The sequence below is a fragment of the Lysobacter oryzae DSM 21044 genome, assembly GCF_059568595.1.
This window is the reverse complement of the sequence record NZ_JCANTQ010000011.1, coordinates 217865-239156: the sequence shown is the minus strand read 5'-3', so window position 1 is coordinate 239156 and position 21292 is coordinate 217865. Positions and strand designations below refer to the sequence as shown.

Here is a 21292-nt window from a genome sequence, read left to right as displayed (position 1 = left end):
AGTGCGCGGCGTTCACGGAGTCGTTTCGATGCGCGACGAGTGCGAGGCGACCATGATCCAGCCGCCGCCGCGCCGCACCCAGACACGGGTGAAGCGGAAGCGCCCGCTCCACGGCTGGCCGTTGCTGACCGCCGACTGCACACTGGTGCCGGTGACGACGACGGTATTGCCATAGCGGCGCAGCCGCACGTCTTCGTTGTCGATTGCCTGGTTGCGGCGCGTGCGCGTGCGCAGTTCGTCCAGGTACTCGGACTTCGTCTGCACGCGGCCATCGGAGTGCGTGAGCAGCCAGTCGTCAGCCAGAAGGCGATCCAGGCCTTCGACATCCGGCTGCAGGCGCAACGCATTCCAGCGGGCATCGATCGCGAGCAGCTCCGCGTCGCTCGTGGCGTGCGCGAGAACGGGCACCGACAGGCACAGCGCCAGCAGCAGTACGACGATCCGGTTCATGCATTCCTCCGTTGCTCGTACAACGATGAAGGCCGCCGGTCCCGGCGGCGGACGGAATCACTTCTCGACGAACGCCCGCTCGAACACGTACTGCCCCAGCGAGCCGATGCGCGGCGCCGCGGTGAAGCCGCGGCCATCGAGCAGGGTGCGGAAGTCCGCCAGCATCTGCGGGCTGCCGCAGATCATCGCGCGGTCGTGCTGCGCGTCGAGCGGCTCGATGCCGAGCTGGTCCATCATCCGGCCGCTCGCCATCAGGTCGGTGAGGCGGCCGCGCTGGTCGTGGCCGGCGAACACGAAATCCTCGCGCGACACCGCCGGGTAGTACTTCAGCTTGGCGCTGATCTGCTCGCCGAGGAACTCGTGGCGCGGCAATTCGTTGACGATGTAGTCGCGGTACGCCAGGTCCTGCGCATTGCGCACGCCGTGGCAGAGCACGACCTTGTCGAAGCGCTCGTAGGTTTCCGGATCCTTGATCACCGCCAGCCACGGCGCGAAGCCGGTGCCCGTGCCCAGCAGGTACAGGTTGCGGCCCGGATGCAGGTCGGAGATCAGCAGCGTGCCGGTGGGCTTGCGGCCGATCAGCACGGTGTCGCCCGGCTGGATGTCCTTCAGCCGCGAGGTCAGCGGGCCGTTGGGCACCTTGATGCTGAAGAACTCCAGCTGCTCTTCCCAGTTCGCGCTGGCGATCGAATACGCGCGCAGCAGCGGCTTGCTGCTGCCGTCCGCCTGCGGGACCTGCAGGCCGATCATGACGAACTGGCCGTTGTCGAAACGGAAGCCGTCGTCGCGGGTGGTGGTGAAGCTGAAGTAGGCGTCCGTCCAGTGACGGACATCCAGCACGGTTTCGGTGCCGAAAGCGGAAGACATGGGGGGAGGGATCGGCGTTGCGGACCGCCATTTTAGCCGACGGGGTCGTCCGGTTTGCCCTCGATCGCCGCGTCCAGGGCTGCTTCGCCCAGGGTCGGCCGCTGCCGGTCGCGCTGGACTTCGGCCGCGATCGCGGGCAGCGCGACCGCATCGATCAGGCCCAGGGACGCCGCGTGCCGGGCCATCACCAGGCTGTCGGCGGCGCCTGCGTTCCGGCGATGCGCTCGATGTGCGCGTCGGTCGCGGTGTCGAATGGCGAATCGATTCCCGGATCGACATCGCGGATGTAGATCGCGGCGATGCGCTCGCCGAACTCGCCCGCGGCTTCGGCGTACAGCTCGGCGTCGTCCTGCCCGGAATCGCCCAGCAGCACCCAGCGCAGGCCCGGGAAGCGATGGATCAGCGTGCGGACCTGCCCCAGCTTGTGGCCATGGCCGGGCGTCTGGATGAACTTGCCGGTGTCGGTGCCGAGGTCGCGCAGGAAGACCGGTCCGTGCGGAATGCGGTTGAGCTCCATGAAATCCTCCAGCAGGTCGTAGAGGTTCCAGGGCGAGCTCGAGACATAGAACAGCGGCTGCGCCGCCGTGCCGCCGCTGCCGGCCTGCAGCGCCTGGTAGAATCGGGCCACGCCGTCCAGCGGCTTGCGCGTGCGCGCATTGCCGAGGAAGGTCAGCTGCGCGGCGGTCTTCCAGTGGGTGATGCCGCTGTGCAGGACCGTGTCGTCGATGTCGGAAATCACGCCGATGCGGGCCTGCGGCAGCACCTGCAGCACCGGTTGGCGCGCGGTGAGCGTGCCATCGGCGAGCGACACGGTGGCGTCATCCCACAGCGAGTTGCCGTGTGCCGGGGGCACCTCCATCGCCACGCGGTAATAGCCCTCGTGGTCGGTGGTCGCCTGCGCCGTCGTGCCGCGGAATTGCACCTTGATGCCCACGCCCGGCACTTCGTCGCTGGCGAAGCGGCGGTAAGTGTTGAGCAGGTTGTCCCACCAGTCGTCCTCCTCCATCGGCCCGCCGAGCGGGCGGTTGGCGAGCACGCGCCCGCCCAGTTCGACCTGCGTGCTGTCGGCAAAGCCGCGATACGCGGCGATGTGGTGCGGCCGGTTGCGGTGGAAGCGCGTGTTGTAGCGCAGCCGCAAGGCATCCAGCGCGTCGTCGCCGGCGATGATCGAGTCCTGCAGCCGCCGCGTGAGGCGTCCGCGCCAGCCTGGGGGAGGGGAGGCAGCCATGCCTACGCGCGTGGGCCCGATTCCTCGCGCGGGCGCGCCCGGCGATCGCGCAGCAGCGCGCTGACCACGATGCCGACGCCCAGCGCCGCGGCCAGCAGGAACATCACCAGCGCCAGCGCGGGATAGCCAAACAACCGCACCTTGGTCTCGATGCGCATGATCATCGCCGCCGCGACGATCAGCGCCGCGACGATCAGGCCGGTGGTGATGCGGTTGGCAATCTTCTGCAGGTTCTCCATCAGCCGCGATTCCTCCAGCCCGGTCACGCGGATCTGGAAGCGGTTGTCGGCCAGCAGCGACAGCATGTCGGACAGCTTCCTCGGCGCGTCGCGCGCCAGCGTCTGCAGGTCGAGAAGTTCGCTCGCCACCCGGTGCGGCGACAGCGAGCGGCGCAGCCGGTCGGTCATGACGCTCTGCAGGTGCTGCTTGACCACGTCCTTCATGTCGACGCGGGGGTCGAGTGCGCGGCACACGGTCTCCAGGTGCGCCAGGGTCTTGCCCAGCAGGCTCAGTTCGGACGGCGAGCGCAAACCGCACGCGGTGCTGATGCGCACGATGTCGAACAGCAGGCGGCTCTCGCTCGCCGACTGGCCCGAATGCGCCGCGTAGCGCGCGACCAGCTGGCCGACTTCGCGCAGGAAGCGTTCTTCCTCGAAATCCTCCAGGCGCGTGCCCATGCCGATCGTTTCGTGCGCCGCGTCTTCGCCGCGCCCGTCCACGGCTGCGAACAGCAACCGGAACAGGCGGTCGCGCTGCCGCGGCGGCACGTGCACGACCATGCCCAGGTCGAACAGGGCCAGCCTCCCGTCCTCCATCACCAGCAGGTTGCCCGGGTGCGGGTCGGCATGGATGTCGCCGTGCACGAGCACCTGGTCGAGGTAGCCCGCGAGCAGCGCCTCGGCCAGGTCGCGGACGTCGTGTTCGGCACGGAACAGCCCGGTGAGGTCGGTGACCTTGCGTCCGGTCACCAGCTCCATGGTCAGCACGTGGCGGGTAGAAAAGTCCCAGATCGGCGCGGGAACGAAAATCTCCGGGTAATCGCGGAAATGCTCGCGGAAGCGGCTGAGGTTCTCCGCTTCGCAGACGTAGTCCATCTCCAGCAGCAGGGCCTTGCGGAACTCGTGGACCCAGTCGGCGAAGTGGACGCGGCGCCCGACCCGGGTGGCCGAGTCCGCTCCGCTGGCGATGGCGGCGAGCGCGTCGAGGTCAGACTGGATCACCTTGGCGATGTCCGGGCGCTGCACCTTGACCGCTACGGGCCGGCCGTCGCGCAGGATCGCGCGATGGACCTGCGCCAGCGAGGCACTGCCCAGCGGCACGTCGTCGAATTCCGCGAAGACATGGGTGTGGCGCACGCCGAGCTCGGCTTCGATCGCGGCGTGGATCTGTTGCGCCGGCAATGGCGCGATGTTGTCCTGCGTACGCTCCAGCGCCGCCAGGTAGGCCGGGGGCACCAGGTCCGGGCGCGTGGAGAGCGCCTGGCCGAACTTGATGAAGGTGGGGCCGAGCGCCTCGAGGTCGGCGACGAATTCCTCAGGCTTGCCACCCATCTCGGGCGTGGCGCCGTCATTCACGCTGTCCAGGTCGAGTCCGGTGAACACCCCGGCGCTCCGGTACTTGAGCAGGAAACGCAGGATGCGTGCGGTACGCGCAAGCCCGGCGGTGGCATCACCCATGGATATCGGCTCCGTTGCTGGCTGGCAGCCTAGCCGGGTCGATGTAAAGGCCGGCTCAGCGCGGCGGACGCAGCCGCAGCAGGCGCCCATTTTCCTCGTCGGTCAGCACGTAGACGCTGCCGTCATTGCCGACGCGTACGTCGCGGATGCGCGCGCCGAGCTCCTTGAGCAGGCGTTCCTCGCCGACGACGCGATCGCCGGACAGCGACAGGCGGATCAGGCTGCCGTCCGCGAGAGCGCCGACAAACAGGCTGTCGTTCCATTTCGACGTCGGCTGCCCGACCAGGAAGGCCAGCCCGGAGATCGCCGGCGACTTGGCCCAGACGTAGTGCGGGGATTCCATGCCGGGTGCCGTCGTGCCCACGGCTTCCGGGATCGGGAAGCCGGAATAGTTGATGCCATTGGTGATGATCGGCCAGCCGTAGTTCCGGCCCGCCTGCGGCAGGTTGATCTCGTCGCCGCCGCGCGGCCCGTGCTCGCTTTCCCACAGCGTGCCGGTGCGCGGATCGACCGCCAGCCCCTGCATGTTGCGGTGGCCGTAGCTCCAGATCTCCGGGCGCGCGTCGCTGCGGCCGACGAAGGGATTGTCGCTGGGCACGCTCCCGTCGAGGTTGAGGCGTACCAGCTTGCCCTGCAGCACGTCCAACTGTTGCGCGCGCGGACGTTCGCCGCGCTCGCCCTGGCTGATGAAGACGTGGCCAGTCTTGTCGAAGGCCAGGCGCGAGCCGAAGTGGATGGAACTGTCGAGCTTCGGCTCCTGCCGGTAGATCACTTTCAGTCCATCGAGCGAGGTGTCGCCGAGGATCGCCGTGGCGGCGGCGGTGCCTGCGGTGCCGTTGTCGCCGGGTTCGGCGAAGGTCAGGTAGATGCGCTTGCTGCGGGCGAAATCCGGCGCAAGCGCGACGTCGAGCAGGCCGCCTTGTCCCTGTGCATAGACCGCGGGCACGCCGCGCAACGGCGCCGACACCGCCCCCGCCGCGCTGACGCGCCGCAGGCGTCCCGGGCGCTCGGTCACCAGGAAGCTGCCATCGGGCAACAGCGCGACCGACCACGGATGCTCGAGTCCGCTGGCAATGGTGGTGACTTCCACGCCACCGAGCCTGCTTGCGACCGTGCGTGCCGGCGTTGCCTTCGCAGGTGCGGCGACGGCCGCGCCGCCGGTATCGGGCGTGCGGCGCGCCTCGCAACCGGTCATCGGCAGGGTCAACGCGAGGGCAGTGCAGAGCAGCAGGCGGCGCATGGGACCTCCTCGAAGCAACGGCCTGGATTGAAGGCGAGCCCATGATGCATGAGCGCAGTGAAGGAGGCGCGGGCTAGCGATATCCCGCAGCCTGCAATTCGAACAGCTCCGCGTAGCGTCCACCCTGCGCCATCAACTCGTGGTGCGTGCCGCTGGCCTCCAGCCGTCCCTCGTTCAACACCAGGATCCGGTCCGCCATGCGCACGCTGCTGAAGCGATGCGAGATCAAAACCGCGGTGCGCTGCTCCGACAGCTCCTTGAAGCGCTGGAACACCTCGAACTCGCTGCGCGCATCCAGTGCCGCCGTCGGCTCGTCGAGGATCATCACCTGCGCGTCGCGCATGTAGGCGCGCGCGATGGCGATCTTCTGCCACTGGCCGCCGGACAGGTCGACGCCGCTCTTGAAGCGGCGGCCGATCAGCTGGTCGTAGCCATGGGGCAGGGGCTCGATGACCTGGTCCGCCAGCGCGCGCCGCGCGGCTTCGCGGATGCGGTCGCGGTCGTACATGGCGTCGATCTGGCCGACGCCGATGTTCTCGCCGGCGGTGAGGTGGTAACGCACGAAGTCCTGGAAGATCACCCCGATGTTCGCGCGCAGGTCGTCGAGGTCGTACTCGCGCAGGTCGCGGCCGTCGAGCAGGATGCGACCCTCGTCGGGGTCGTACAGGCGCGCGAGCAGCTTGACCAGCGTGGTCTTGCCCGCGCCGTTCTCGCCGACCAGGGCGAGCACTTCGCCCGCGCGCAGTTCGAAGTCGAGCGTACGCAGCGCCCAGCGCTCCGCGTCGGGATATCGGAAGCCGACGTTCTCGAACACGAAGCCCTTCGCGATCGGTTGCGGCACCGCGACTGGATGCGCCGGCGAGCGGATTTCCGCCTGGATCTCGAAGAACGAGAACAGGTCGTCCAGGTACAGGGCCTGCCCGGCGACCTGGGAAAAGCCGATCAGCAGCCCTTCCAGCAACTGGCGCAGGCGCAGGAAGCTGCCTGCGAGGAAGGTCAGGTCGCCGATGCTGAAATCTCCCTTGACCGTGCGCCAGGCGATGTAGGCATAGGCGACGTAGTAGCCCAGCGTGCCCAGCGCGGCGAGCACGGTGCCCCAGAACGCGCGCCGCCGCGCCAGCCGGCGGTTGGCGAGGAAGAACTTGTTGGACAGTTCGCGGAAGCGGGTGATGAAGAAGCGGTTGAGGTTGAAGATCTTCACCTCCTTCGCCGTCTCCACGCTCGCACCCATCTGGCGGATGTATTCGAGCTGGCGCCGCTCCGGCGTCCACTGGAAGTTGAGCGAGTAGCCGAGCGCGTTGAAGTGCGCCTCGCCCACGAACGCCGGCACCAGGGCGATCGCGAGCAGCACGATCAGCCAGGGCGCGTAGACCAGCAGTCCGGTGCCGAAGGTCACCACGGTGATGGCGTCCTGCACCTGGCCGAACAGCTGGCTCATCAGGTTCATGCGCCCCATCGTCTGCCGGCGCGCGCGGTCGAGCTTGTCCTGCAGGTCGGGGTCTTCGAAGTCCTCCAGGTCCAGCGTCGCCGCATGCTCCATCAGGCGCACGCTGGTCGCGTTGGTGAACAGCTCCGACAGCAGTGCGTCGCCGTAGCTGATCAGGCGTCCCAGCAGGTCCGAGCCGATCGCCAGCGCGAATTCCGCGGCGAGCAGCCACAGCAGGTGGTCGAGCTGGCCGCCTTGCCAGGCGGAGGGGAGCGATTCGAACGACGCACCGGCGCCGACCAGACGCACGGCCTCATCGATGATCAGCTTGCCGACATAGAGCGTGGCGACCGGCAGGAACGCGCGGATGAGCCGCAGGCCCAGCGTGGTCAGCGTGAGCCCGGGGCTGGTGGTCCAGATCTGCCGCAGGAAGGGCGGCAGGTTGCGCAACGCGTTGAAGCGTTCGCGCAGGCTGGGCTGGCCCGCGGGCCGGGAGGCGCGCGCGCGCGGGGTGGAGTCGGGGGAGGCGGCCATGCAGCAAGTGTGCCCTGCCGATTGCCACGGCGGCGAAAACGCGGACGTCCACGCGTGTGTTCATCGCGGCGCGTGGGCCGCAGTCGCCGCGGTCCGGCGCGCGGACTCGCGGCGACAGGCCTGCGGTCAGGCGGCGACCGGCAAGGGCTTGTGCAGGCCGACGTTGAGCATGTTCCAGGCGGTGATCATCGCCACGGTGAAGCTCAGCTCGGAAATCTCGCGCTCGTCGAAATGCGGCCGCAACGCGTCGAGCGCGCCTTCCGGGATCGGCGTGCTGCCGATGCGGTTGAGGGTTTCGGCCCAACCCAATGCGGCCCGTTCGCGCGCGTCGAACAGCGGGCTCTCGCGCCAGGCCGGCACCGTATCGAGCTTGCGCTGGTCCATGCCGGCCTTGCGCAGGGCGGTGCTGTGCATGTCGAGGCAGTACACGCAGCCGTTGAGCTGCGAGACGCGCAGCGAGACCAGTTCGACCAGCTGGTGGCCGAGCGGACCCTTGTGCAGGCCCATGCTCAGTTGCAGCAGGTGCTGGTACGACTGCGGTGCGTGGACGGTGTAATCGATGGGGGAAGCGTTCATTGCGGTCTTCTCGTGGCGGCCACCGTGGCCGTGTCATCAGGAAGACGGGCGAGGGTGGACTGGCGTGACACGTCGCCGCGAAATTCCTTCAGTGGTAGGCGTGCAACTTGTCCGGATTCAGCACGGAAAGCACGCGGGTGATGCGGTCGCCGTCGATGGCGATCGTGGTGATCGAATGCAGGCGGCCCTGGTACCAGCGCAGGATGGCCGGCTCGCCGTTGACGTAGCCGATCCGGCATTGCGTCTGCGCGCCGATCCGGTTGGCGACGGCGCCGTACAGGCGCGCGATGCGCGCGGCGCCCTCCAGCGGACGGATGACCGCGGTCACCTTGCCGCCGCCGTCGGAGACCAGGCGCGCATTGGTGTCGAGCAGGGCGACGATCGCCGCCTCGTCGCCCGCTTCGGCGGCGTGCATGAAGCGTTCCAGCAGGCGGCGATGCTTGTCCGGCGCGACTTCGAACCGGGGCCGCTCCGCCTGCAGGCGCTGCCGCGCCCGATGCACCATCTGCCGGCAGTTGGCCTCGCTGTGGCCGATGAGCTGCGCGACCTGCGCGTAGTCGTAGTCGAAGACTTCCTTGAGCAGGAACGCCGCGCGTTCCTCCGGGCCCAGGCGCTCCAGCAGCGAGAGGAAGGCGAGCGAGACCTGGCTGCCGATGTCAGCCCGGGACTCCGGGGTCGGCGATTCGTCGACCGTCAGCGGTTCCGGCAGCCACGGCCCGGGATAGTGCTCGCGCTCGGTCCGGGCCAGCCGAAGGCGGTCGATGCCCAGCCGCGTGGTTGCCGTGACCAGCCAGGCCTCGACGTCGCGGATCGCGGAACGGTCGGCCTGGTGCCAGCGCAGCCAGGCGTCCTGGACCACGTCCTCGGCGTCGCTGCGGCTGCCCAGCAGCCGGTAGGCCAGCCCGAACAGGCGGGAACGGTAGCTTTCGAAGAGCGATTCGGTGGTCATGCAGCCAGGACGGGGCAGGGGGCGCCCGTGTGACAGTCAGGCCCGGGCCGGCCCGGTGGCCTAAAATAGCCGACTTCGTCCGCTACCCCACCGGCCGCCCGTGACCGCCAGCAAGCCCGCTTCCTCGACTCCTGTCTCCATCAAGCAGGAAGACCTGATCCAGTCGGTCGCCGACGCCCTGCAGTACATCTCGTACTATCACCCGGTCGACTACATCCGGAGCCTCGCTTCCGCCTACGAGCGCGAGGAATCGCCGGCCGCGAAGGACGCGATCGCGCAGATCCTGATCAACTCGCGCATGTGCGCGGAAGGCCATCGCCCGATCTGCCAGGACACCGGCATCGTCACCGTGTTCCTCGAGATCGGCATGAACGTGCGCTGGGACGACGCGACCATGGGCGTGGAAGACATGGTCCATGAGGGCGTGCGCCGCGCCTACAACCACCCGGACAACAAGCTGCGCGCCTCGGTGCTGGCCGACCCGGCCGGCAAGCGCATCAACACGAAGGACAACACGCCGGGCGTCGTGAACGTCAAGGTCGTGCCGGGCAACACCGTCGAGGTGATCGTCGCCGCCAAGGGCGGTGGTTCCGAGGCGAAGTCGAAGTTCGCGATTCTCAACCCGTCCGACTCCATCGTCGACTGGGTGCTCAAGACCGTGCCGACCATGGGCGCGGGCTGGTGCCCGCCGGGCATGCTCGGCATCGGCATCGGCGGCACCGCCGAGAAGGCGATGCTGCTGGCGAAGGAAGCGCTGATGGAGCCGATCGACATCACCGAGCTGCAGCAGCGCGGTGCGTCCAACCGCGCCGAGGAACTGCGCCTGGAGCTGTACGAAAAGGTCAACGCGCTGGGCATCGGCGCGCAGGGCCTGGGCGGCCTGACCACGGTGCTCGACATCAAGGTCAAGGATTACCCGACGCATGCGGCGAACCTGCCGGTGGCGCTGATCCCGAACTGCGCGGCGACGCGCCACGCGCACTTCACCCTCGATGGTTCCGGTCCGGTGATGCTCGATCCGCCGTCGCTGGCCGACTGGCCGGAGCTGACCTACGACGCCTCGAAGGGCCGTCGCGTCAACCTGGATACGGTGACCAGGGAAGAAGTCGCCTCGTGGAAACCGGGCGAGGTCCTGCTGCTCAACGGCAAGCTGCTCACCGGCCGCGACGCCGCGCACAAGCGCATGGTCGACATGCTCAACAAGGGCGAGCAACTGCCGGTCGACCTCAAGGGCCGTTTCATCTATTACGTCGGCCCGGTCGATCCGGTCCGTGACGAAGTCGTCGGCCCGGCCGGTCCGACCACTGCCACGCGCATGGACAAGTTCACCGAACAGGTGCTCGCGCAGACCGGCCTGATGGGCATGGTCGGCAAGGCCGAGCGCGGCCCCGCGGCGATCGAGGCGATCAGGAAGCACCAGTCCGCCTATCTCATGGCCGTGGGTGGCGCGGCGTACCTCGTGTCGAAGGCGATCAAGGCCGCCAAGGTCGTCGGCTTCGCCGACCTCGGCATGGAAGCGATCTACGAGTTCGAAGTGCAGGACATGCCGGTCACCGTCGCGGTCGATTCGCAGGGCACTTCGGTGCACAACACCGGGCCGAGGGAATGGCAGGCGAAGATCGGCAAGATTCCGGTGGTCGTGGCCTGACGGCGATCAGCGTCTCCCGCGCGGGGCGTGGGAGTCGCATGCGCGCAGCGTTGGACGTGCGCAGGGCGCGTGTGGGGAGCGACCTCGTTGGCGCCCGGCGCAGCGCCCGCTACAGCTGCGACTTGATCGGCAGGATGAATTTCTCGACCAGCTTTTCCTTGAGCGGCCGGTCCTGCCAGGTCTGGTAGGTGTAGCGCTTGGTCGGCTTGAGGTCGGCTTCGAACACCTCGGTCATGCGCGCGGCAAATGCCGGGTCGTACACGTTGAGGCTGGCCTCGTCGTTGAGCCGGAACGAGCGCAGGTCGAAATTGGTGGATCCCACCGACACCATTTCGCCATCCACGATCAGCACCTTGTTGTGGAACATGGTCGGCTCGTATTCGTAGATCTCGATGCCGGCCAGCAGCAGCGGTCCCCAGCCTTCTTTCGAGGCGAACCGCGCCGCGTCCGAGTCGGTGTTCTTGCCGGGGACGATGACGCGGATGCGCACGCCGCGATGGCGCGCGGCGATCAGCGCCTTGGTGATGAGTTCGTCCGGTATGAAATAGGCCGCTTCCAGGTCGATGGTGTGCTCCGAGGCCGCGATCGCCATCAGGTACATCAGGTGCATGCTCTCGCTGCCGCCCGCCGGCGAACTGATGAACATGTGCGCGTCCATGTCGCCGCCGCGCTCCAGTGGCGGGAAGTAGTCGGCGCCATTGAGCACCTCGCCGGTGGTCTTGATCCAGTTGTCGTTGAAGGCCGACTGAAATTGCGCGACCACCGGGCCTTCGATGCGGAAATGCACGTCGCGCCAGTGGTCGGGATCCTGGGCGTGGCCGTTCCACGGGTCGCCGATGCCGACTCCGCCGGTGAAACCGACGCGACCATCGACCACCAGCAGCTTGCGGTGGGTGCGGTTGTTGATCCGGCCCAGGTTGTACCAATGCAGCGGGCGATAGCGTTCGACATGCACGCCTGAGTCCTGCATCTGCTTCAGCTGGGCCTCGTCCATGGTGATGCTGCCGGCCCAGTCGATGGTGACGTTGACGGCAACGCCGGCGCGCGCGCGCTCGGACAGGGCATCGGCGAAGTCCTTGCCGACCTGGCCTTCCCAGTAGATGTACGTTTCGAAGGTGACCGTCTTGCGCGCGCCGCGGATGGCGGCGAGCATCGCCGGGAAGATCTCGTCGCCATTCTCGAGGTCGGCGACGTGGTTGCCGGGCACGATGGCCGGGCCCAGCAGCACGCCCATCTCGCGGCGGAACTGCGGGTCGGAGACGGCGTAGCGGTGTTCTATCTTGCGCTCGAGCTTCTTCTCGGGAACGGCGAAGTTGAGCGACAGGACGACCACCAACAAGGTCGCCAGGGCGGTGAGTGCGATCGTCCAGAGCATGCGCTTGCGGGTCCAGGGCATGCGGGCACTCTGGGGCCGCGTTCAGCAATGCGCCGTGAAAACGCCGCCGGTCAGTACCACTCGAGCAGCGAGATTCCCAAGCCGAGGTACCAGGCGCGGTGGTCGTAGTCGATCAGGCTCTCGCCATACCCGTCGAACACCTGCACATGCCCGCGCAAGGTCCGGTTGATCGGAAAACCCCAGTCGAACTGCAGCGCGCCGCGCGAGTCGTCCCCGGTGCGCAAGGAATGGCGGGCCATGAGTGCGAGCTCATGGTCGTTGCGGCGGTGCACCAGGGTGATGTCGCCACGGCCGATGTAATTCTCGATCCCGGGGTTCTCGTCGGCACGGCGGCCATCGGGAATCCGCCACCAGGGCCGGATCATCACCGCCCAGTCATCGCGGTCGAGGCCGATGTTGGCGACGACGCGGTTCCAGCTGCGCGATATCGGATCGGCGCGACCGTTCGACTGGTGGTTGATGCCCATCCCGACCATCCGGCCGTGCCAGCTGCCGAGCGAGTAGCTGTTGCGGAACACCAGCAGGACTTCGGGTTCGTAGTTCGTTTCGCGGAACGGCCGCGATTCACCGCCGTTGTAGACCTGCCAGCGCGAGCTCTGGGTGTAAGCCGCCCACAGGTCGCCGTTGTCGCCGAACAGGTTCTCGGCGACCTTGGTCTTGAAGCTGAGCTGGAACTTGGCTTCCACCTGGTCCAGCGCCTGTTGCTGGGGCGGCACCCGCGAGGGATTGGACGAGGTCGGGAGCGCATTGGGGTCGCTGCTCCAGAAGGCCGGCAGGAGGTACACGGGCTTGTAGGCGCGGAAATTGAAAGCTCCCAGCTTCGAATCCCTTGCCAGTTCCCAACGGCTGTCGAGCAGCGAGCCCTTGCCGGCATTGGCGATGCGTTGGTCGAAGACCGAGCCCCCTTCCTTCTTGAACAGATCGCTGACCACCCGGCGCGTGCGTTCCTTGGGCGGGAGCGTGTCGCGTTCGAGGCGCTCGTACTGCTGGATGACCTGCTTGGTGGCCTTGGCGGCGCTGGCTGCCTCGTCAGCGGCGGTGGTGTCGGCCGCGCCGCGCCTCATCGCCGCGTCGTAGCAGGCTAGGCGATCGGCATCGATGTTGATGGCCACGCAGGCCTGTGGATTGGAGCCCGGTTCCGGCGGGGTCTCGGCGAGGACAGGTGCAGCAATGACCAGCAGCAGGGCCGCGGCCCTCATTGGACGAACCACGCAATGGCGAACAGTCCGACCATCACGAACGCCAGTCCCAGCTTCAGGATCGTTCCGACCACGATGCCCAGCCAGGTACCCAGGCCGACCTTGGTCGCCTTGCCCAGTTCGCGGCCACCGACGCCGCGCAGCCACGCCAGTTCGCCGAGCAGCGCGCCCACGAACGGGCCGACGAACACCCCGACGATTCCGAACAGCAGTCCGGCGAAGGTCCCCAGGACCGCGCCGATCAGGGCGGGCTTGCTCGCCCCGACCCGCTTGGCGCCCAGGGCGGTGGCCATGAAGTCGATGCCCAGGGACAGCAGCGTCAGTAGTGCCAGGACCACCATGGTCCAGCCGCCCACCTGCTCGAAGTCGCCTGCCCATGCCGCCAGCAGCATCCCGGCGAAGACCAGTGGCAGCCCAGGCAGGGCGGGGAGCACGGTGCCGGCGACACCCACCAGCATCAGCACCACGGCGAGCACGTAATAAAGAGTCTGAAATTCCATTGCGATCCTTGTTCCAGCCTGCGTCATTTGGCCGGTCGCTGGGGGATTTTGCCGCCGGGCCGGCGTCGTTGCATTTTCACCATTCCCGGGGTACCGTGCGGGCGCTGTGTTTGCCAGGGTCACCGTGAACCGTGGCCCGATGCGGTTGATCCATCGATCCGCTACATCGTTGCACCTCGCTTCCTCCTTGCGAACCAGCACACGACACCTGTCGTGCTCAACCAGCAAACGTTCCAAGGAGCAAGTAAATGTCCCGCGAAACCGGTACCGTCAAGTGGTTCAACGATGCCAAGGGCTTCGGCTTCATCAGCCGTGAAAACGGCGAAGACGTGTTCGTCCACTTCCGCGCCATCCAGACCCAGGGCTTCAAGAGCCTGAAGGAAGGCCAGAAGGTTTCGTTCACCGTCGTCCAGGGCCAGAAGGGCCTGCAGGCTGACGCCGTCGAACCGATGTAATTCGTCCCGGCGCGGTACTCCCGCGTAACAGGATTTTTTGGAACCCGGCCCCGGCCGGGTTTCTTTTGTCCGGTTGCCCGCTTTTGGCCGGGCCCCGCACCCCGCAGCTCATCGGTCGTCGGGAGGACGAACGGTCGGTCCTGTGCCAAGGGCGGGCGTGCGAAGAGCGGCACGTCGGGATGCAGAAGCGGGGAACTGCGCGGCTGCCCGACGGGTGACCAGCCGTTGCGGTGTGCCCACGTGGCGTCACTCCCGGATTGAGTGGAGAGTTCGCCACGTACTAGGCGTTCGAAGCCGGCGTAGCGGATGCCGAGACCGCGACTCGCTGCTGGGCGCCATCGTCAATGCAGCGTCGATGTACGTGGAGGCGCCAAAACCTCTTCGCCGGCGCCAACGACGGCATGCTGCATGCAATCGATGCAGTGCATGACCAACGACCAGGACTGAAGGCAGCACTGCGCGACGTCGGGTGCTGTTAAGCAGGCCGGTCGCGAACGTATCGAAGAAGAAGGGCCCGCGCTGCGGGCCCTTCGCGTTCGTGTTGCGAGTGCAGGTGATCAGCGCAGCGTCGCGCGACCGTTGATGATGCGGACGTACGAGCCCTCGCGCACGCCATTGAGGTCGGCCTGCGTGACCGTGACCGTACGGCCATCGTCCATGCGCACGTAGACGTTGTAGTGCGGACCCCTGACGTTGCGCTCGATGGCGCTGCCGGCGACCGCGCCGGCGACCGCGCCGGCAGCCGTTGCCGTGTTCTGGCGGCCCTTGCTCTTGTCGTCGGCGATTTCACGTCCCGCGGCTGCGCCCACGATGCCGCCCAGAACGGCGCCGGTCACGCCGCTGGTGGACTGGCCGACCTGTTCGATACGGGTGACGGTGCCGCAGTCGTAGCAACTGGCTTGGCCATAGCCGCTGCTGTAGCCGCTGTCGCGATAGCTGGGCGACGAAGCGCAGCCGGCCATCGCCATCGAGGCCGCAGCGACGCAGATCAGAAGGGGATTGCGGATGTTCATGCGACGCTCCTGTTGGTGACGGTGGTCTGGTTGGACCACGTGTCGCCAACCTAGGCGCGAGGGCGTGAACCGGTCATCAACTTTGGCCCCGTCCCGCTGCCGTGTTCAGCGTGCAGCGGGACAGGTGATGCGATCAGCGGAAATCCTGGTGGCAGGCCTTGCAGCCGGCGCCGATGTCCTTGTTCAAGGCGGCCACGCCCGCGCAGTTCAAGGGCGGCGAGGACAAGCCCGCATCGAGCGTGCCGCGGAACTTGCTGGCCGCATCGGAGAAGCGTTGATCGTCCGCAAGGCCGGGGAAGGCCCGCTCGAGGTCGTCGGCGGTCGTGCGCAGTGCCTTGAGGTGCGGCAGCGTATCGGTGGCTGCGCAGCGGTTCTGCTCGATCGCCTTGCCCAACTGGTCCATGTGCCAGCCCTGGACATGCATCAGGCTTTCGGGGAAATGATTCTTGCGGGCATCCCAGGCGCGCAGCGCCATCACCACGCCCACCGCGCCGACCACCAGTCCAAGCAGGAAGAGGAACAGGTACCGGGAGCCATTGCCCTTGCGGACAACCGTACCGGGATTGGGATCGCTCATGCCGACTCCTTCGCTTAAAGAGGCCGCGTCCGCGGCGAGTTGCCGGCACCATAGCAAGGCCGAGGCCCGATCCGCCACCGGCCTCCCGCATACAATGAGTGCATGACCACGCATGCATTGGATCCCCGCTGGCAGGAACGTTTCGGCGGCATCGACCGTCTCTACGGCAAGGGCGCGCTGCAACGATTCGCGCGCGCCCGCATCGCCGTGATCGGCATGGGCGGCGTCGGTTCCTGGATTGTGGAAGCGCTGGCGCGCAGCGGCATCGGCCACCTGTGCCTGATCGACGCCGACGACCTGTGCGTATCCAACACCAATCGCCAGTTGCCAGCGCTGCAGGGGCAGTATGGGCGGAGCAAGGTGGAAGCGATGGCGGAGCGGTGCCGCGCCATCAACCCCGGAATCGAGGTGGAGGCAATTCCGAGCTTCCTCACCGCGGGGAACGTGGAGACACTGCTGGACCGTGGTTTCGACCTTGTGCTCGACGCTTGCGACAGCTTTCGCAGCAAGGTCGAACTGATCGCGTGGTGCCGCCGGCGCAAACTGCCGCTGATCGTCTGCGGTTCGGCCGGCGGGCGCACGGACCCGACGCTGGTTCGCGTGCGGGATCTGTCCCGGACCGAGCACGATGCGATGCTGGCGCTGGTCCGCAAGAAGCTGCGCAGCGAGTTCAACTTTCCGAAGAACAAGGACCGTTACTTCGGCATCTCGGCAATCTATTCGCTGGAAAACGTGCAGTACCCGCAGCCCGACGGCAGCGTCTGCGGCGTCAGGCCGCAGGTCAGTGGCGACGCGGCCCTGAAGCTGGATTGCGGTGCCGGGCTGGGAGCGGCGACGCACATTACGGGAACCTTCGCGTTTGCCGCGGTGGGGCGCGCCCTGGAACTGCTGCTGAAACCCAAAAAGCCGGGCTAGACCGTCGGCAGGCGGAACAGCCGTTCCGCATTCGCGGTCGTGGCGATTGCGACTTCGGCGGGATCAACGCCGCGAAGCAGCGCGATCGTCGACAGCACGCTCGTGAGGTGCGCGGGTTCATTGCGCTGGCCGCGAATGCTGGCGTCGGGCTGGTCGGGCGCGTCGGTTTCGAGCAGCAGGTGTTCCAGCGGCATCGCTGCGGCCAGCCTGCGCAGGCGGTTGGCGCGGTCGTAGGTCACCGGGCCGCCCAAGCCGATCATGAAGCCCAGGTCCCATAGCTGCCGCGCCTGCTCCTCGCTGCCGGAAAAGCTGTGGACGACGCCTCGCAGTTTTCCCACCCTCCGAATGGCGGTGATCACGGCATCCACGGCGCGCCGCGCATGCACGACGACCGGCAGGTCGAATTCGCGCGCCAGCTCGAGTTGGCCATCGAAATAGTGGGACTGCTGGTCGCGGTCGAGACCGTCGACGAAATAGTCCAGCCCGCATTCGCCCACTGCCACGGGCTGCTCGCGTTCGAGCCACTCGCGCAGTTGCGTCAGGTGTTCGACGCGATGGGCATCGAGGTACATCGGGTGCAACCCGTACGCGGGGAACAAACCGGCATCGTGCGCGCAGACGTCCCTCAGCCTGGGCCAGCCGGCGGCGTCGATGGCGGGGACGATCTGTCGGGTGACGCCCGCATCCCGGGCGCGCGCCACTACGGCATCGCGATCGGCATCGAACTCGGCTACGTCGAGGTGGCAATGGCTGTCGACCAATTGCATGGCGTCAGCGGCGCGACTCGCCTTCAATCACCTTGTTTTCGGGCGGAGTCTTGCGGGTTCTGAAGTTCGCCAGCAGCAGACTGCCCAGGCCGAGCAGGATCTCGTCCGCCAGGGGAATGAAGTCGGGAATGATCAGATCGATCACAAACAACGTGGCCGTGATCACGAACAACCGCGGATAGCTCAAACGGCCCAGGAAGCCGAGCACCGGAGCCAGCAGAGGATTGGCCATGGCGGAAATATCCCAGTGACGTTGGATGTGTGCACGCTATCACGCTGTGAACAACTGGTTCAGTTCCGTTAGGTTTTCGTTGCTGTGGATATGCACTTGTTCAGGTTCGCGGTGATGGAATGCAGCCGTCCAACCAACACGCGGGCAGATTCCCGCAGCAGGAGGCTTCTAATGAACAAGAACATGCTCGCCGTCGCGCTGGCTTCGCTGCTGGTCGGCGGTGTCGCCGTGGCGGCCTACAACAGCTTCCGCAGCAACGACAACGCGGCGGGCGATTTCGCCACGGCCAACCCGGCCGCAGCGGCTGGGGCCGAAGGTGACATTGCCGCCGGCAATGCGATCGAGGGCAGCAAGCTCGAGTACGCCGACGTGGTCAACGTCAAGGAACTGACGGAGAAGAAGCCGCTCTACGCGACCGTGATCGGCACCGAGCCGGTGAAGGAAACCAGCACTACTTCGGCTCCGCGCGAAGTCTGCGAGGACGTTGTCGTGCAGGAACGTGCCCCGGAACGCGACGGAAACGTCGGTGGCACCGTGGCCGGTGCGATCATCGGTGGCCTGGTCGGCAACCAGGTCGGCAGCGGCAACGGCCGCAAGGCCGCGACCGTCGCTGGCGCCGCCGCCGGTGGGTACATCGGCAACCGCGTCGACCGCAACCATGTCGGCGGCAAGGTTGTGAGCCGCACCGAGCGCCAGTGCCACACCGTGTCCGACACCCGCAGCTCGAGCAAGACCGTGGCCTACAACGTCACCTACCGCAATGCTGACGGCACCACCGGCACCATGCGTACCGGCAGCAAGCCGGGCAGCCAGATCCGCATGGGCAGCGAAAACGAAGTGACCGGCTACGATGTGACGTACCGCTACAACGGCCAGGAGCAGACCATTCGCATGGATGAGAAGCCCGGCGCGAAGCTGCCGGTCGTCAACGGCGAAGTGGTGACCCAGACCGCCTCGGCCGGCTCGGACAAGACCCAGGGCTGAGTCGCCAAGCCCGGAGCAGTACACCCGACGGGGCCGGTTCATCCGGCCCCGTTCTTTTGTGCGGGCCGGGGGAGGGGACTTCGACCGGCCTGCGCAATCCGCAGGATTCCGTCGTCGCTTTGCGTCCGCGCGCGCCCGTCCCTCGGCCATTCCACGGCTGCCGCGCCGCAACACCCGCCGATACAATGGGGGTCTTTCTTCGCGCCCGAGCTATCAGATATGGCTGCCCTGAATCCCTACGATCTGTACGACGTCCGTTCCCTCCTGAGCGAGGAAGAACAGGCGGTCCAGGACACGGTCGCGCGCTTCACCAACGAACGCGTCCTGCCGATCATCGGCGATGCCTTCGACCAAGGGCGCTTTCCGAAGGAACTGATCCCGGAAATCGCCGAACTGGGCCTGCTCGGCTCATCGCTGCCCGAGAAGTACGGCTGCGCCGGCCTCAATGCCGTCAGCTATGGCCTGATCTGCCAGGAGCTGGAGCGTGGCGACAGTGGCATCCGCAGCTTCGTCAGCGTGCAGTCCTCGCTGTGCATGTACCCGATCTACGCCTACGGCACCGAAGAGCAGCGCATGCGCTGGCTGCCGGGCATGGCCCGCGGCGAGATCATCGGTTGCTTCGGCCTGACCGAGCCGCATGGCGGCTCCGATCCGGCCAACATGAAGACCAACGCGCGCAAGGACGGCGGCGACTGGGTCCTCAACGGCTCCAAGATGTGGATCACCAACGGCAACCTCGCCGATATCGCCATCGTCTGGGCGCAGACCGACGACGGCATCCAGGGGTTCGTGGTTGAAAAGGGCATGGCCGGCTTCGCCGCGCAGGAAATCAAGCACAAGATGAGCCTGCGCGCGTCGGTGACCAGCGCGCTGTACTTCGACAACGTGCGCGTGCCCGAAGCGAATCGCCTGCCGAACGTGAAAGGCCTGAAGGGCCCGCTGGGCTGCCTCACGCAGGCCCGTTACGGCATCACCTGGGGCCCGATCGGTGCCGCCATCGCGTGCCTCGATGAGGCGCTGAACTACACGAAGGAACGCATCCTGTTCGATCGCCCGGTAGCGGCAACGCAGAGCGCCCAGATCAAGATGGCCGAGATGGCCCGTCGCATCACCCTGGCGCAGCTGCTGGTCCTGCAGCTTGGCCGCCTCAAGGATGCCGGCACGATGCAGCCGGCGCAGGTCTCGCTGGCGAAGTGGAACAACTGCCGCATTGCCATCGACATCGCGCGTGAATGCCGCGACCTGCTCGGCGGGGCGGGCATCACCACCGAGCACGCAGCGATCCGCCATGCGCTCAACCTCGAATCCGTGATTACCTACGAAGGCACCGAGACCGTGCACCAGCTGGTGATCGGTCGCGAGCTGACGGGCATCAACGCGTTCTGACCATTGCCCCCATCGCCGTCCGCGTCGAGCGGTGGCGATGCGCGTCCGCAACGTCCTGGAGGATCCGGTCTTGGCTGCTCCCGATGTCCAGCTTGAAACGCCGCGACTGGTGCTGCGCGTGCCACGCGTTGAAGACTTCGAACGCTACGCCGAAATGCTGGCGGACGAGAGTTCGTACCACATCGGCGGCCCGCTGTTGCGCCACGATGCATGGCGGCGCTTCCTGCAGATGCCGGGCGCTTGGATGCTGCAGGGTTTCGCGATGTTCTCGGTGATCGAAAAGGCCAACGGTCGCTGGATGGGCCAGGCGGGGCCATGGCAGCCGGACGGTTGGCCCGGCACCGAGGTCGGCTACTCCTTCCATCCGGACGCGCGCGGCAAGGGCTATGCGACCGAAGCCTGCGCCGCCGCGATGGACTGGGCCTTCGACGTGCTCGGCTGGAGCGAGGTGATCCACTCCATCGCGCCCACCAACACCGCGTCGCAGGCGGTCGCGCGGCGGCTCGGTTCGCGCAATCGGGGCCCTGGCAAGCTGCCGGCGCCGCTGGATGCGCATCCGATCGAGATCTGGGGCCAGACGCGCGAGGAATGGTCCGCTCGCCGCAAGGAGGCCGTGGCGTGATCACGGTCTACGGGTTCTCGCCCTCGGGCAATTGCCACAAGGTGCGCCTGTTGCTGGAGCAGCTCGACCGCGATTACCGCTGGATCGAGAAGCGCAGCGACGACGCCTCCACGCGCACGCCGGAAATGCTGGCGAAGAATCCGAATGGCAAGGTGCCTTTCATCGAGCTCGACGACGGCCGCGTCCTCACCGAATCCAACGCGATCCTGCACTGGCTGGCCGAGGGCACGCCATTCCTGCCAGTGGACTCATGGCAGAAGGCGCAGGCTCTCAGTTGGATGTTCTTCGAGCAGTACAGCCACGAACCCTACATCGCCGTTGCGCGCTTCATCTGCGGCTGGACCCCGCTCGATTCGCCACGCCGCGCGGACCTGCCGCGGCTACGCGAGCGTGGACGCCAGGCGCTGGCGGTCATGGAGCGCCATCTCGCTTCCCACGCCTGGTTTACCGGCGATTTCTATGGCATCGCCGACATCGCGCTGCATGCGTATACCTGCGTCGCCGAACACGGTGGCATCGGACTGGCCGGGTATCCGGCGGTCCGCGACTGGCTGGCTCGGGTCGAGGCCACGCCCGGCTTCGTGGCTATGCCGGCGCCCGACGATGACGCCCAGGCGCTGATCGACCAATCCGAATAGGCCGGGCCCAGGCC

Annotated in this window: 23 protein-coding genes; 7 read left to right on the top strand and 16 right to left on the bottom strand. The window is 67.1% G+C overall.

Going from position 1 to position 21292, the window contains the following annotated elements:
- Nucleotides 1-12: 12 nt before the first annotated feature.
- From BP05_RS09445 to BP05_RS09405, 9 genes are all read right to left on the bottom strand, one after another.
- Nucleotides 13-450, bottom strand: coding sequence for a nuclear transport factor 2 family protein (locus BP05_RS09445; protein ID WP_496362763.1), 438 nt, complete (start codon nt 448-450; stop codon nt 13-15).
- A 57-nt stretch (nt 451-507) separates the two neighbouring features.
- Nucleotides 508-1317 (bottom strand): ferredoxin--NADP reductase, encoded by an 810-nt coding sequence (locus tag BP05_RS09440; protein ID WP_496362761.1) that lies wholly within the window; start codon nt 1315-1317, stop codon nt 508-510.
- A gap of 32 nt (nt 1318-1349) precedes the next feature.
- Nucleotides 1350-1502 (bottom strand): hypothetical protein, encoded by a 153-nt coding sequence (locus BP05_RS09435; protein WP_496362759.1) that lies wholly within the window; start codon nt 1500-1502, stop codon nt 1350-1352.
- The gene (locus tag BP05_RS09430; protein WP_496362757.1) at nt 1502-2545 is read right to left on the bottom strand and encodes an App1 family protein phosphatidate phosphatase; all 1044 of its coding nucleotides are present in this window, start codon (nt 2543-2545) and stop codon (nt 1502-1504) included. Before BP05_RS09430 ends, BP05_RS09435 begins: the two co-directional genes overlap by 1 nt.
- 2 nt (nt 2546-2547) lie before the next feature.
- A complete protein-coding gene (locus tag BP05_RS09425; RefSeq protein WP_496362755.1) occupies nt 2548-4221 on the bottom strand; it encodes an ABC1 kinase family protein in 1674 nt (557 codons plus the stop codon).
- 55 nt (nt 4222-4276) lie between these two features.
- Nucleotides 4277-5461 (bottom strand): PQQ-dependent sugar dehydrogenase, encoded by a 1185-nt coding sequence (locus tag BP05_RS09420; protein ID WP_496362754.1) that lies wholly within the window; start codon nt 5459-5461, stop codon nt 4277-4279.
- Between the two features lie 73 nt (nt 5462-5534).
- A complete protein-coding gene (locus BP05_RS09415; protein ID WP_496362752.1) occupies nt 5535-7421 on the bottom strand; it encodes an ABC transporter ATP-binding protein in 1887 nt (628 codons plus the stop codon).
- A 126-nt stretch (nt 7422-7547) separates the two neighbouring features.
- The gene (locus tag BP05_RS09410; RefSeq protein WP_496362750.1) at nt 7548-7997 is read right to left on the bottom strand and encodes a carboxymuconolactone decarboxylase family protein; all 450 of its coding nucleotides are present in this window, start codon (nt 7995-7997) and stop codon (nt 7548-7550) included.
- A gap of 88 nt (nt 7998-8085) precedes the next feature.
- Nucleotides 8086-8946: an RNA polymerase sigma-70 factor gene (locus tag BP05_RS09405; RefSeq protein WP_496362748.1), complete on the bottom strand. Its 861-nt coding sequence runs from the start codon at nt 8944-8946 to the stop codon at nt 8086-8088.
- Nucleotides 8947-9046: 100 nt separating this feature from the next.
- Here BP05_RS09405 and BP05_RS09400 point away from each other — a divergent pair, with 100 nt between their 5' ends.
- Nucleotides 9047-10594 carry a fumarate hydratase gene (locus BP05_RS09400; protein WP_496362746.1) on the top strand — a complete coding sequence of 516 codons (1548 nt, stop codon included), beginning with the start codon at nt 9047-9049 and terminating at the stop codon, nt 10592-10594.
- Nucleotides 10595-10703: 109 nt separating this feature from the next.
- Here the strand turns inward: BP05_RS09400 and BP05_RS09395 are convergent, their stop codons facing one another.
- From BP05_RS09395 to BP05_RS09385, 3 genes are all read right to left on the bottom strand, one after another.
- Complete coding sequence (locus BP05_RS09395; RefSeq protein WP_496363144.1) at nt 10704-11969, bottom strand: phospholipase D-like domain-containing protein; 1266 nt, start codon at nt 11967-11969, stop codon at nt 10704-10706.
- 71 nt (nt 11970-12040) lie between these two features.
- Nucleotides 12041-13189 carry a phospholipase A gene (locus BP05_RS09390; RefSeq protein ID WP_496362744.1) on the bottom strand — a complete coding sequence of 383 codons (1149 nt, stop codon included), beginning with the start codon at nt 13187-13189 and terminating at the stop codon, nt 12041-12043.
- Nucleotides 13186-13689 carry a DUF456 domain-containing protein gene (locus tag BP05_RS09385; RefSeq protein ID WP_496362742.1) on the bottom strand — a complete coding sequence of 168 codons (504 nt, stop codon included), beginning with the start codon at nt 13687-13689 and terminating at the stop codon, nt 13186-13188. Before BP05_RS09385 ends, BP05_RS09390 begins: the two co-directional genes overlap by 4 nt.
- Nucleotides 13690-13937: 248 nt before the next feature.
- On the opposite strand from BP05_RS09385, the gene BP05_RS09380 reads away from it, so the two are divergent.
- On the top strand, nt 13938-14144 hold the full coding sequence (locus BP05_RS09380) for a cold-shock protein (RefSeq protein WP_386747494.1): 207 nt from the start codon (nt 13938-13940) through the stop codon (nt 14142-14144).
- Between the two features lie 557 nt (nt 14145-14701).
- Here the strand turns inward: BP05_RS09380 and BP05_RS09375 are convergent.
- Nucleotides 14702-15151: an outer membrane lipoprotein gene (locus tag BP05_RS09375; RefSeq protein WP_496363142.1), complete on the bottom strand. Its 450-nt coding sequence runs from the start codon at nt 15149-15151 to the stop codon at nt 14702-14704.
- 139 nt (nt 15152-15290) lie between these two features.
- Nucleotides 15291-15734: a hypothetical protein gene (locus BP05_RS09370; protein WP_496362739.1), complete on the bottom strand. Its 444-nt coding sequence runs from the start codon at nt 15732-15734 to the stop codon at nt 15291-15293.
- Nucleotides 15735-15836: 102 nt separating this feature from the next.
- Here BP05_RS09370 and tcdA point away from each other — a divergent pair, with 102 nt between their 5' ends.
- A complete protein-coding gene (tcdA, locus tag BP05_RS09365; protein ID WP_496362737.1) occupies nt 15837-16649 on the top strand; it encodes a tRNA cyclic N6-threonylcarbamoyladenosine(37) synthase TcdA in 813 nt (270 codons plus the stop codon).
- Here tcdA and BP05_RS09360 read toward each other — a convergent pair.
- Together BP05_RS09360 and BP05_RS09355 are read right to left on the bottom strand one after the other, a co-directional pair.
- Nucleotides 16646-17416 (bottom strand): TatD family hydrolase, encoded by a 771-nt coding sequence (locus BP05_RS09360; RefSeq protein WP_496362735.1) that lies wholly within the window; start codon nt 17414-17416, stop codon nt 16646-16648. The two genes, tcdA and BP05_RS09360, sit on opposite strands and share 4 nt — an antisense overlap.
- A 4-nt stretch (nt 17417-17420) precedes the next feature.
- Nucleotides 17421-17648, bottom strand: coding sequence for a DUF6116 family protein (locus BP05_RS09355; protein WP_496362733.1), 228 nt, complete (start codon nt 17646-17648; stop codon nt 17421-17423).
- 171 nt (nt 17649-17819) lie between these two features.
- On the opposite strand from BP05_RS09355, the gene BP05_RS09350 reads away from it, so the two are divergent.
- From BP05_RS09350 to BP05_RS09335, 4 genes are all read left to right on the top strand, one after another.
- Nucleotides 17820-18632 (top strand): glycine zipper 2TM domain-containing protein, encoded by an 813-nt coding sequence (locus BP05_RS09350; RefSeq protein ID WP_496362731.1) that lies wholly within the window; start codon nt 17820-17822, stop codon nt 18630-18632.
- Between the two features lie 219 nt (nt 18633-18851).
- Complete coding sequence (locus BP05_RS09345) at nt 18852-20018, top strand: acyl-CoA dehydrogenase family protein (protein ID WP_496362729.1); 1167 nt, start codon at nt 18852-18854, stop codon at nt 20016-20018.
- 70 nt (nt 20019-20088) lie between these two features.
- Nucleotides 20089-20640: a GNAT family N-acetyltransferase gene (locus tag BP05_RS09340; protein WP_496362727.1), complete on the top strand. Its 552-nt coding sequence runs from the start codon at nt 20089-20091 to the stop codon at nt 20638-20640.
- Entirely contained in the window at nt 20607-21278 is a 672-nt protein-coding gene (locus BP05_RS09335) for a glutathione S-transferase family protein (RefSeq protein WP_496362725.1), read from the top strand. Before BP05_RS09340 ends, BP05_RS09335 begins: the two co-directional genes overlap by 34 nt.
- The last annotated feature ends 14 nt before the right edge of the window (nt 21279-21292 follow it).

Coding starts and splice junctions, on each gene's coding strand:
- BP05_RS09435 (WP_496362759.1), bottom strand. CDS start 1,502: ATGGCCCGGCACGCGGCGTCCCTGGGCCTGATCGATGCGGTCGCGCTG.
- BP05_RS09405 (WP_496362748.1), bottom strand. CDS start 8,946: ATGACCACCGAATCGCTCTTCGAAAGCTACCGTTCCCGCCTGTTCGGG.
- BP05_RS09440 (WP_496362761.1), bottom strand. CDS start 1,317: ATGTCTTCCGCTTTCGGCACCGAAACCGTGCTGGATGTCCGTCACTGG.
- BP05_RS09390 (WP_496362744.1), bottom strand. CDS start 13,189: ATGAGGGCCGCGGCCCTGCTGCTGGTCATTGCTGCACCTGTCCTCGCC.
- BP05_RS09335 (WP_496362725.1), top strand. CDS start 20,607: ATGGTCCGCTCGCCGCAAGGAGGCCGTGGCGTGATCACGGTCTACGGG.
- BP05_RS09350 (WP_496362731.1), top strand. CDS start 17,820: ATGAACAAGAACATGCTCGCCGTCGCGCTGGCTTCGCTGCTGGTCGGC.
- BP05_RS09380 (WP_386747494.1), top strand. CDS start 13,938: ATGTCCCGCGAAACCGGTACCGTCAAGTGGTTCAACGATGCCAAGGGC.
- BP05_RS09360 (WP_496362735.1), bottom strand. CDS start 17,416: ATGCAATTGGTCGACAGCCATTGCCACCTCGACGTAGCCGAGTTCGAT.
- BP05_RS09425 (WP_496362755.1), bottom strand. CDS start 4,221: ATGGGTGATGCCACCGCCGGGCTTGCGCGTACCGCACGCATCCTGCGT.
- BP05_RS09355 (WP_496362733.1), bottom strand. CDS start 17,648: ATGGCCAATCCTCTGCTGGCTCCGGTGCTCGGCTTCCTGGGCCGTTTG.
- BP05_RS09395 (WP_496363144.1), bottom strand. CDS start 11,969: ATGCTCTGGACGATCGCACTCACCGCCCTGGCGACCTTGTTGGTGGTC.
- BP05_RS09415 (WP_496362752.1), bottom strand. CDS start 7,421: ATGGCCGCCTCCCCCGACTCCACCCCGCGCGCGCGCGCCTCCCGGCCC.
- BP05_RS09430 (WP_496362757.1), bottom strand. CDS start 2,545: ATGGCTGCCTCCCCTCCCCCAGGCTGGCGCGGACGCCTCACGCGGCGG.
- BP05_RS09345 (WP_496362729.1), top strand. CDS start 18,852: ATGGCTGCCCTGAATCCCTACGATCTGTACGACGTCCGTTCCCTCCTG.
- BP05_RS09385 (WP_496362742.1), bottom strand. CDS start 13,689: ATGGAATTTCAGACTCTTTATTACGTGCTCGCCGTGGTGCTGATGCTG.
- tcdA (WP_496362737.1), top strand. CDS start 15,837: ATGACCACGCATGCATTGGATCCCCGCTGGCAGGAACGTTTCGGCGGC.
- BP05_RS09420 (WP_496362754.1), bottom strand. CDS start 5,461: ATGCGCCGCCTGCTGCTCTGCACTGCCCTCGCGTTGACCCTGCCGATG.
- BP05_RS09370 (WP_496362739.1), bottom strand. CDS start 15,734: ATGAGCGATCCCAATCCCGGTACGGTTGTCCGCAAGGGCAATGGCTCC.
- BP05_RS09445 (WP_496362763.1), bottom strand. CDS start 450: ATGAACCGGATCGTCGTACTGCTGCTGGCGCTGTGCCTGTCGGTGCCC.
- BP05_RS09410 (WP_496362750.1), bottom strand. CDS start 7,997: ATGAACGCTTCCCCCATCGATTACACCGTCCACGCACCGCAGTCGTAC.